Source organism: Amycolatopsis keratiniphila subsp. keratiniphila (genome assembly GCF_001620365.2).
Classification (GTDB): domain Bacteria; phylum Actinomycetota; class Actinomycetes; order Mycobacteriales; family Pseudonocardiaceae; genus Amycolatopsis; species Amycolatopsis keratiniphila.
Genome location: NZ_LQMT02000037.1, coordinates 29,288 through 38,592, shown reverse-complemented (window position 1 = coordinate 38,592; position 9,305 = coordinate 29,288). Strand labels below are relative to the sequence as shown.

Below are 9,305 nucleotides of genomic sequence, written 5' to 3'. Positions count from 1 at the left end.
GTTGCGGAAGTGGCTTTCGCAACCGCGCCTTCCCGCAGGGAATTCGGTCGCGCACGCCCACGGCACCTGTCACGCTGAACGGGAAATGAAAGAAGAGATCCCGGCGCGGCAGATCCGCGCCCTGTACACCGAAACCACGATCCGCGTCTATCAGGCGTACGCCCCGGCCATCGCCGACGCCGCGCTGAAGGCGGGCACCTTCGTGCCGCCGTTCAAACGCGAACGCATGACCTGGATCAAGCCGTCGTTCCTCTGGATGGCGTACCGCTGCGGTTGGGCCGCGAAGCCCGGCCAAGAGCGCGTACTCGCCCTCGACATCACTCGCGAAGGTTTCGCCTGGGCGCTCGACCACGCGGCGCTCAGCCACTACGACCCCAGCGTCCATCCCGACCGGAAGACGTGGCAGCACGAGGTCAAGACCAGCCCGGTCCGCATCCAGTGGGATCCGGAACGCAGCATCCGGCTCGGCCCGCTGAAGCACCGTTCGCTCCAGATGGGGCTGAGCGGCGAGGCCGTCGATCGCTATGTCGACAAATGGATCACGACGGTCACCGACGTCACCCCGGTCATGCGCGAGGTCGGCGCCCTCGTCGCGGCGAACCGCATCGAAGAGGCCGAAGCGCTGCTACCCGCGGAGCGCCCGTACCCCGCTTAGGCGCGCCACTTGAGGCCGCCCATCCCGGCGACCTCGAGGTCCTGAGCCGAAGCCCAGCGGACGGTTCCCGGCCGGACATGCACGCCGGACGCCACCGTCCAGTCCGGCTCGTCGGGCTCGACGTGCTCCATCTCCTTGAAGTCGGCGAGCGTCGGCCAGACCGCCGAGCACGAGTCGCACATCAGCACGACTTTGCCGGACTCGGTGACCAGCGGGCGCACGCGCCCCTCGTCCCAGAACGACGGGCACTCGTCCAGCCACATGGGCCGCCACCACCTCGCGGGGACCGGCGGCCGGCACGACACCGGCCGCATCCTTCACCCAGCGAACCGCCCCGACGTGAACTCCAGGCTGTCCGGGCACGACGACCCAGCCAACCTTTTCCGACGAGACAGTGACCTGACCTGCACGGACAGTGAAAGTGGTAGCAAAGGTCCCTTGCTCCCCCTGACGGCGGCGGGCGGGGCGGCGAGTGGCCTATTTTCGGTCTCTTGATCGAGACAGTGACCCATCACCTAGTGCGCCACGCCTCACACAGGCCAGTTCCATCACACGGCTGCGACCGAGGGGGTTAGCCTGGTAGGCGCATCAGCGGTGTTCAAGATCTCGAGACGGATAGAGGCGAGTCCAAGCCGTGTCCAGCAGCAGCCCTGCGTCACAATTCGGCCCCAACGAGTGGCTGGTCGAGGAAATGTACGACCAGTTCCTCGCCGACCCCAGCTCAGTCGATGCCGCATGGCACGACTTCTTCGCGGATTTCAAGCCAACGCAGGACGCGAAGACCAAGGCTGACGGCGCACGCCCGGCCCCCGCGGCTCCCGCCAAGGACAGCGCGGCCTCCAACGGCCAGGCCACGAAGCCGGCCCCGAAGACCGAGCCCACCGCGAAGCAGGCAGCCCCGGCGAAGGCCGCCCCGAAGACCGAGGCGAAGGCGGCGGCGCCCAAGGCCGCGCCCAAGCCGGCGGAGAAGGCCCCCGCCAAGCCGGCCGAGAAGGACGCCGAGGCGGAGTCGAAGCAGCTCCGCGGCGCCGCGGCGGCGATCGCGAAGAACATGGACGCCTCGCTGTCCGTGCCGACGGCCACGAGTGTGCGCGCCGTCCCGGCGAAGCTGATGGCCGACAACCGCATCGTCATCAACAACCACCTCAAGCGCACGCGCGGCGGCAAGATCTCCTTCACGCACCTCATCGGTTACGCGATGGTCCGGGCGCTGAAGAACTTCCCGAACATGAACCGGCACTACCAGCTGATCGACGGGAAGCCGTTCGCGATCACGCCGGAGCACGTGAACTTCGGTCTCGCGATCGACATGAAGGGCAAGGAAGGCGCCCGCACGCTCGTCGTGGCCTCCATCAAGGCCACCGAGAACATGACCTTCATGCAGTTCTGGCAGGCCTACGAGGAGATCGTCAAGAAGGCCCGCAACGGCAAGCTGACCGCCGACGACTTCTCCGGCACCACGATCTCGCTGACCAACCCCGGCGGTATCGGCACCAACCACTCGGTGCCGCGTCTGCAGGCGGGCCAGGGCGCGATCATCGGCGTCGGCGCCATGCAGTACCCGGCGCACTTCGAGGGCACCAGCGAGAAGGCGCTGGTCGACCTCGGCGTCTCGAAGATCATGACGCTGACCTCGACCTACGACCACCGCATCATCCAGGGCGCGGAGTCGGGCGAGTTCCTCAAGCGCATCCACGAGCTGCTGCTCGGCGAGGACGGCTTCTACGACGACGTCTTCACCAGCCTGCGCCTGCCGTATGAGCCGATCCGCTGGGTCGCCGACATCCCGGACGGCCCGGTCGACAAGACCGCGCGCGTCATCGAGCTGATCGACGCCTTCCGCATGCGCGGTCACCTGATGGCCGACACCGACCCGCTGAACTACCGGCAGCGCAGCCACGCCGACCTCGACGTCCTCTCCCACGGCCTGACCCTGTGGGATCTGGACCGCGAGTTCCCGGTCGGCGGCTTCGCAGGCCAGGAGCGGATGAAGCTGCGCGACATCCTCGGCGTGCTGCGCAACTCCTACTGCCGCACCGTCGGCATCGAGTACACGCACATCCTCGACCCCGAGGAGCGCCGCTGGATCCAGGACCGCGTCGAGATCCCGCACGAGAAGCCGGACCCCGCGGTCCAGAAGTACGTGCTCTCGAAGCTCAACGCCGCCGAGGCGTTCGAGACCTTCCTGCAGACCAAGTACGTCGGCCAGAAGCGGTTCTCGCTCGAAGGCGGCGAGACCGCGATCCCGCTGCTCGACACCATCCTCGACAAGGCCGCCGAGCACGAGCTCGACGAGGTCGTCATCGGCATGCCGCACCGCGGCCGCCTGAACGTGCTCGCGAACATCGTCGGCAAGCCGATCGCGCAGATCTTCCAGGAGTTCGAGGGCAACCTCGACCCGGGCCAGGCGCACGGCTCCGGTGACGTGAAGTACCACCTCGGCGCCGAGGGCAAGTACTTCCGCATGTTCGGCGACGGCGAGACCAAGGTGTCGCTGACCGCGAACCCGTCGCACCTGGAGACCGTCGACCCGGTCCTCGAAGGCATCGTCCGCGCGAAGCAGGACATCCTCGACAAGGGCGGCGAAGGCTTCACCGTCCTCCCCGTCCTGATGCACGGCGACGCGGCCTTCGCGGGCCAGGGTGTCGTGGCCGAGACCCTGAACCTGGCGCTGCTGCGCGGCTACCGCACCGGCGGCACCGTGCACGTCATCGTCAACAACCAGGTCGGCTTCACCACCGCGCCCGAGCACTCGCGGTCGAGCCAGTACGCCACCGACGTCGCGAAGATGATCGGCTCGCCGATCTTCCACGTGAACGGTGACGACCCCGAGGCCGCGCACTGGGTGGCCAAGCTGGCCGTCGACTACCGCCAGGCGTTCCACAAGGACGTCGTGATCGACCTGATCTGCTACCGCCGCCGCGGCCACAACGAGGGCGACGACCCCTCGATGACGCAGCCGGCGATGTACGACATCATCGACACGAAGCGTTCGGTCCGGAAGACCTACACCGAATCGCTGATCGGCCGCGGCGACATTTCCGTCGAAGAGGCCGAAGCCGCGTTGCGCGACTTCTCCAGCCAGCTGGAGCACGTGTTCAACGAGGTCCGCGAGCTGGAGAAGCACCCGGCCAAGGCCAGCCCCTCGGTCGAGGAGGAGCAGCAGGTCCCGGCCAAGGTGCCCACGGCGACCACCACCGAGGTCATCGAGCACATCGGCGACGCGTTCCTCAACGTGCCCGAGGGCTTCACCCCGCACCCGCGGGTCAAGCCGGTCATGGAGCGCCGTCACAAGATGTCCCGCGAAGGCGGCATCGACTGGGCGTTCGGCGAGCTGCTCGCCTTCGGTTCGCTGGCCATGGAAGGCCGTCTCGTGCGGCTGTCCGGCCAGGACTCCCGCCGCGGCACCTTCACCCAGCGCCACTCGGTGCTGATCGACCGCAAGACCGGCCAGGAGTACTCGCCGCTGGCCAGCCTCGCCGAGAACCAGGGCCGCGTGATGATCTACGACTCGGCGCTGTCCGAGTACGCGGCCGTCGGCTTCGAGTACGGCTACTCCGTGGCCAACTCCGAAGCGCTGGTCATGTGGGAAGCGCAGTTCGGTGACTTCGTCAACGGCGCGCAGACCGTCATCGACGAGTACATCTCCTCCGGCGAGGCCAAGTGGGGCCAGCTCTCCGACGTCGTGCTGCTGCTGCCGCACGGCCACGAAGGCCAGGGCCCGGACCACACCTCCGGCCGCATCGAGCGTTTCCTCTCGCTGTGCGCCGAAGGCTCGATGACCGTCGCGGTCCCGTCGACCCCGGCGAACTACTTCCACCTGCTCCGCCGCCACGCCCTCGACGGGGTCAACCGGCCGCTGGTGGTCTTCACCCCCAAGTCGATGCTGCGCAACAAGGCCGCGACTTCGCAGGTCGAGGACTTCACCGGCCAGACGAAGTTCATGTCGGTCATCGACGACGCCGTCGTCGACCCGTCGAAGGTCCGCAAGGTCCTGCTGACCTCCGGCAAGCTGTACTGGGAGCTGGTGGCCGAGCGCACGAAGCGCGAGGCGAACGACGTCGCGATCGTGCGTGTCGAGCAGTACTACCCGCTGCCCAAGAAGAAGCTGCTGGCGGCGCTGGAGCGCTACAACGGCGCTCCCGCGGTCTGGGTCCAGGAGGAGCCGGAGAACCAGGGTGCGTGGCCGTTCTTCGGCCTGAACCTGCCGCGGAAGCTCCCGGAGGTGTTCTCCAGCCTGGACGTCGTGTCGCGTCGTCCGATGGCCGCCCCGTCGGCCGGTTCGTCCAAGGTGCACGAGGTCGAGCAGAAGGCGCTGATCGCGCGGGCGTTCGACTGATCGCCTGAGTAGTACGTGAAGGCCCCCTTCACCGCGCTAGACGCAGTGAAGGGGGCCTTCACGTATTTCGGGAAAGCTAGCCGATCGCCTCGGAGGTCGCCCTGGCCATCTTCAGGGCGTTCTCCTTGCACACGGTCTGGTTGACCGTCCCGGACGGGTCGGGGCCGGTCACGATGATCTCGCCCTCGACGTTGCCCTGATAGAACTTGATCTGGCACTGGCTCGGCGAATCGAGCTTGGTGTGCACGGCCTTGGTGGACTTCGCCATGCTGGGGATGAGCACCCCGCCATCGGTCACGGCGTTCTCGACCCCGGCCTTGGCCCAGGCCTCCCCCGCGCCCGAACCCGGCTCCTTCGACTTCGACAGGTACATCGAGACGGTCGCCGACGGCGCGTTCGGTTCCCGCCAGGAGCAGGACGAACGGGTGTAGGTGATCTCGTCGTTCGACGTGCTCGCCGGCTCCTCGCCCTTCGGGGTTTCGAGCGGCGGCAGATTCCGCACCTTGGTCCCGATCTTCTCGCAGGCGGGCATCGAGGTGTACTTGTCCGGCGGGCCGCTCTTCTTGGACGAGGTCGGTGAAGCGGTCGACGACGAACCGGAGTCGGACAGCAGCAGGAAGGCCGCGACCCCGCCACCGCCGAGCAGCACGACCGCGCCGAGGATGAGCCCGACGATGAGCCCGGTGTTCGATTTCTTGGGCGGTGGCCCGTATCCGGGCGGCGGATATCCCGGATATCCCTGCGGCGGATACGGCTGCTGAGGTCCCTGCTGATAGGGCGGTCCGGGCTGCATGCGGAGAGGGTAAAGCCTCGCGAAGGTCCTTAGTGGACGAACGCCGCAACTGGGCGCCGAATCACCCTCCGGATACGGGAAGGCCCCCTTCCCAGCAGGAGGAAGGGGGCCTTCACGTACTCCAGGGGTGGATCAGACGGTCAGCGACCAGCTGTTGAGCGAGCCGGTGTCGATCCGGTAGACGTCCTGGACCTTCAGCTTCCAGGCACCGTTCGCGGCCTCGGACGAGACGTTGGCGGTGTAGGTGGTGTTGATGTTGTCGGACGAGTCGTTGCTCGAGTTCTTCAGGCGGTACGAGCTGCCGTCCGGCGCGACCAGGTCGATGACGAGGTCACCGACGTAGGTGTGCGTGATGTTCACCGCGACCTTGGTGGTGGCCGAGGCGTTGCGGGCGCAGTTGGCGACCGTGATCGTGCTGGTCACCGCGGCACCGGCGTCGGGGATGGCGACGACGCCGCTGTTGGTCTGCGTGCCACACGGGGTCGGCTCGGGGTCGGGGCCACCGCCGGCGCCGGTGTAGAGAAGCACGTTCGGCGAACCGGTGCCCGGGTTGGTCACCTTGTCCTTGGTGCCGTTGGCGACCAGCGCGTCACGGACCTGCTTCGGCGTGGCCGACGGGTTGGCGGAGGCGTACAGGGCCGCCGCGCCCACGACGTGCGGGGTCGCCATCGAGGTACCGCTGATGGTGTTGGTGCCGTTGTTCAGCCACGTCGACGTGATGCCGCTGCCCGGCGCGAAGATGTCGAGGCAGGTGCCGATGTTGGAGAAGCTGGACCGCGCGTCGGTGTTCGTCGTCGAGCCGACGGTGATGGCTTCCGGCGTACGGGCGGGCGAGGTGTTGCAGGCGTTGGCACCGTTGTCGTTACCGGCCGCGACACCGTAGGTGACACCCGACGCGATCGACCGCTGGACGGCCTGGTCGAGGGTCGTCGAAGCGCCGCCACCGAGGCTCATGTTCGCGACGGCGGGCTTGACGGCGTTGGCGGTCACCCAGTCGACACCGGCGATGACGCCGGCGGTCGTACCGGAACCGGAGCAGTTCAGCACGCGGACGGCGACGAGCTTGACGCCCTTGGCCAGACCGTGCGCGGTACCGCCGATGGTGCCGGCGACGTGGGTGCCGTGACCCTGGCAGTCCGTGGCGTCGTTGTCGTTGTCGACGGTGTCACGGCCGTGGGTCGCGCGCCCGCCGAAGTCCGGGTGCGTGGTGAGGATGCCGGTGTCGACGACGTACGCGGTGACGTTCGACGCCGTGGTGCTGTAGCTGTACTTCTGGTTGAGCGGAAGGCTCTGCTGGTCGACCCGGTCCAGGCCCCACGACGGCGGGTTCAGCTGGTCCGCCGAGATCGAGACGGTCTGGTTCTGCTCCACGTACGCGACGGCGGGGTCGGCGGCGACGCGCTTCGCCTGCTTTTCGGTCAGCGCACCGGAGAAGCCACGGACCGAAGACGCGAAGGTCTTCTCGACCGTGCCGCCGTGGCGCTGGGTCACGCTCTTCGCGGTGGCTTCGACCGACGAGCCGTCCTTCAGCACGACGATGTAGCTGTCCTTGATCGCCTTGTCGCTACCCGCGTTGACGATCGAACCCTCGGCCGCCGACGCGACGGTGGTGCCTCCCAGCGCCGTCAGCACGGCGACGGCCGCGGCCACACCGAAGGCGGGCAGTCGTCTCTTCAAGGTTCCCAGGGAATTGTTCAAGATATTCCTCCCAGGCAGGGTCGACCCACGGACATGACGAAGCCCGCCGGATCGTTGGGGTGACTCAGAGGTGAACCGCGTTCCACTTAGGAGCGCAGGCTGAGACTAAGTCGCGTTTTCACCCCAAGGAAGACCTTGCATTACGGACATCCCGGTAGTAATGGGCATGCCGTCGGCGCAGCTCGGGCACCGTTCAGCCCCCGCCTTTAGTCGCGTTTTGCGCCCGTACGGCCCACGAAGAATTGGGGATCCGCACATCTGGTGGTCGTTTTCCCGCCCTCCCGGCGTTTCACGCACGTGGAAGTACACACGGATGGCCGCCTACTAAAGTCGTGACGTCGGCGGGCGGAAAACGATTTCCATCCTACCTTCGGATGGAGCACACTCGGGCGCATGCTGCTCCGACAGGAAATCCCGGCCGATCGCGAGGCGATCCACGCCGTGCATCTGGCCGCGTTCGCGAAACTCAGTGTCCCGGTGGTCGAGGCGAAACTCGTCGACGAGCTACGGGAGGACGGCGACCTGATCGGCGCACTGTCCATCGTGGCCGAACGCGACGGGAAGGTCGTCGGGCACGTCTGCTGCAGCCCGGCGAAGCTAGGCGACGACGAGAAGTCGACGGTCGGCCTCGGTCCGCTCGGCGTCCTGCCCGAGTACCACGCTTCCGGCGTCGGTTCCGCGCTCATGCACGCCGTGCTCGGCGCTGCGGACGCGCTCGGCTACGGCGCGGTGGTCCTGCTGGGCGACCCGAACTACTACTCCCGCTTCGGTTTCGTGCTCGCCGCACAGCACGGGATCACGCCGCCGGTCGCGGAATGGGCTCCGCACTTCCAGGTCCGCACCCTTCGTGCGTACACGCCGGAGCTCCAGGGCGAGTTCCGCTACTCGGCCGCCTTCGACCGCCTCTAGCCCCTCCCGCATGCCCCGAGGGTCAGGACGGCGCGAGGAGGTTGTTCCGGCGCAGGAACTCCTCGGCGATGTCGAGCGGGTTGCGCTTCTCCTCGCTGAACTGGACGTTCAGCTCGGTCAGCTGGTCGGTCGTGAGCGCCGCCGAAACCCGGTTCAGCGCGTCGACCTCCTTCGGTAACAACGTCCCCTTCGCCGCGAGCGGCACGATGTTCTGCGCGGGGAACATGTTCTTGTCGTCCACCAGCGGCACGAACCCGTTGGCGGCGATCGACGACGACGTGCTGAACAGGTCGGCGACCTGGATGTCGCCGGATTTCAGCGCCGCGACCGTGACCGGGCCGCCGGTGTCGGTGGTGCGGATCTCGGCGAACTCGCAGCCGTAGAGCGACTTGATCTTGTCCTTCCAGCGGCTGCTCCACTGGCCGGGACCGCCGAAGACGAATTCCCCGCACCGCTTGCCGAGATCGGAGAAGGTCCGGATCCCGGAATCGGCGAGTTCCTTGCGCACCACCAGCAGGTCCTTGTCCTCCGCGGGAGCCTGTTCGAGGACTTCGAATCCCGGCGGCAGCTTCTGCTTCAACTGCGCGTAGACGTCCTGCGGCGTGGTCGCCTGCGTGTCCTTGTCGAAGTAGCGCAACAGGTTCCCGCTGTAGTCCGGCACCACCGAAAGCGATTTGTCCTGCAGCGCCTTGACGACGACCTCGCGGCTGCCGACCGGCGGCCGCACGGTCACGTTCTCCGCGCCCGCGTCGCGCAGCGCGCCCGCGTAGATCTGGGCCAGCAGAAGACTTTCCCCGACGTCGGACGCGCCGATGATGATGTCCCCGGTCGCACCGCCCTCGGCGCCGCCGGCGAGCGGGTTGCCACAGCTCGCCGTCAGCAAAGCGATCCCGGCGAACAACGCCGCCATC

Annotated in this window: 7 protein-coding genes; 3 read left to right on the top strand and 4 right to left on the bottom strand. The window is 67.5% G+C overall.

Features of this window, described 5'->3' with window-relative positions; translation table 11 throughout:
• Positions 1-85: 85 nt before the first annotated feature.
• Complete coding sequence (locus tag AVR91_RS34100) at positions 86-655, top strand: DUF4291 domain-containing protein (protein ID WP_063273108.1); 570 nt, start codon at positions 86-88, stop codon at positions 653-655.
• Here the strand turns inward: AVR91_RS34100 and AVR91_RS34095 are convergent.
• Positions 652-918, bottom strand: coding sequence for a hypothetical protein (locus tag AVR91_RS34095; protein WP_016337048.1), 267 nt, complete (start codon positions 916-918; stop codon positions 652-654). The genes AVR91_RS34100 and AVR91_RS34095 overlap by 4 nt on opposite strands.
• 371 nt (positions 919-1,289) lie before the next feature.
• Between AVR91_RS34095 and AVR91_RS34090 the strand changes: the two genes are divergently transcribed.
• Complete coding sequence (locus AVR91_RS34090; protein ID WP_076153508.1) at positions 1,290-4,994, top strand: multifunctional oxoglutarate decarboxylase/oxoglutarate dehydrogenase thiamine pyrophosphate-binding subunit/dihydrolipoyllysine-residue succinyltransferase subunit; 3,705 nt, start codon at positions 1,290-1,292, stop codon at positions 4,992-4,994.
• Positions 4,995-5,070: 76 nt separating this feature from the next.
• Here the strand turns inward: AVR91_RS34090 and AVR91_RS34085 are convergent, their stop codons facing one another.
• Together AVR91_RS34085 and AVR91_RS34080 are read right to left on the bottom strand one after the other, a co-directional pair.
• On the bottom strand, positions 5,071-5,787 hold the full coding sequence (locus AVR91_RS34085; protein WP_016337050.1) for a hypothetical protein: 717 nt from the start codon (positions 5,785-5,787) through the stop codon (positions 5,071-5,073).
• A gap of 132 nt (positions 5,788-5,919) precedes the next feature.
• The gene (locus AVR91_RS34080) at positions 5,920-7,485 is read right to left on the bottom strand and encodes a S8 family peptidase (RefSeq protein ID WP_063273106.1); all 1,566 of its coding nucleotides are present in this window, start codon (positions 7,483-7,485) and stop codon (positions 5,920-5,922) included.
• Between the two features lie 393 nt (positions 7,486-7,878).
• Here AVR91_RS34080 and AVR91_RS34075 point away from each other — a divergent pair, with 393 nt between their 5' ends.
• Positions 7,879-8,394, top strand: a complete 516-nt coding sequence (locus tag AVR91_RS34075; RefSeq protein WP_063273105.1) for a GNAT family N-acetyltransferase — start codon at positions 7,879-7,881, stop codon at positions 8,392-8,394.
• 22 nt (positions 8,395-8,416) lie between these two features.
• On the opposite strand, the gene AVR91_RS34070 is transcribed toward AVR91_RS34075, so the two are convergent.
• Complete coding sequence (locus tag AVR91_RS34070) at positions 8,417-9,304, bottom strand: ABC transporter substrate-binding protein (RefSeq protein WP_063273104.1); 888 nt, start codon at positions 9,302-9,304, stop codon at positions 8,417-8,419.
• Position 9,305: the final 1 nt, after the last annotated feature.

Excerpts from the sequence above, each read along its gene's own strand:
- AVR91_RS34095 (WP_016337048.1), bottom strand. The coding sequence starts at position 918 with ATGTGGCTGGACGAGTGCCCGTCGTTCTGGGACGAGGGGCGCGTGCGC.
- AVR91_RS34100 (WP_063273108.1), top strand. The coding sequence starts at position 86 with ATGAAAGAAGAGATCCCGGCGCGGCAGATCCGCGCCCTGTACACCGAA.
- AVR91_RS34075 (WP_063273105.1), top strand. The coding sequence starts at position 7,879 with ATGCTGCTCCGACAGGAAATCCCGGCCGATCGCGAGGCGATCCACGCC.
- AVR91_RS34085 (WP_016337050.1), bottom strand. The coding sequence starts at position 5,787 with ATGCAGCCCGGACCGCCCTATCAGCAGGGACCTCAGCAGCCGTATCCG.
- AVR91_RS34070 (WP_063273104.1), bottom strand. The coding sequence starts at position 9,304 with ATGGCGGCGTTGTTCGCCGGGATCGCTTTGCTGACGGCGAGCTGTGGC.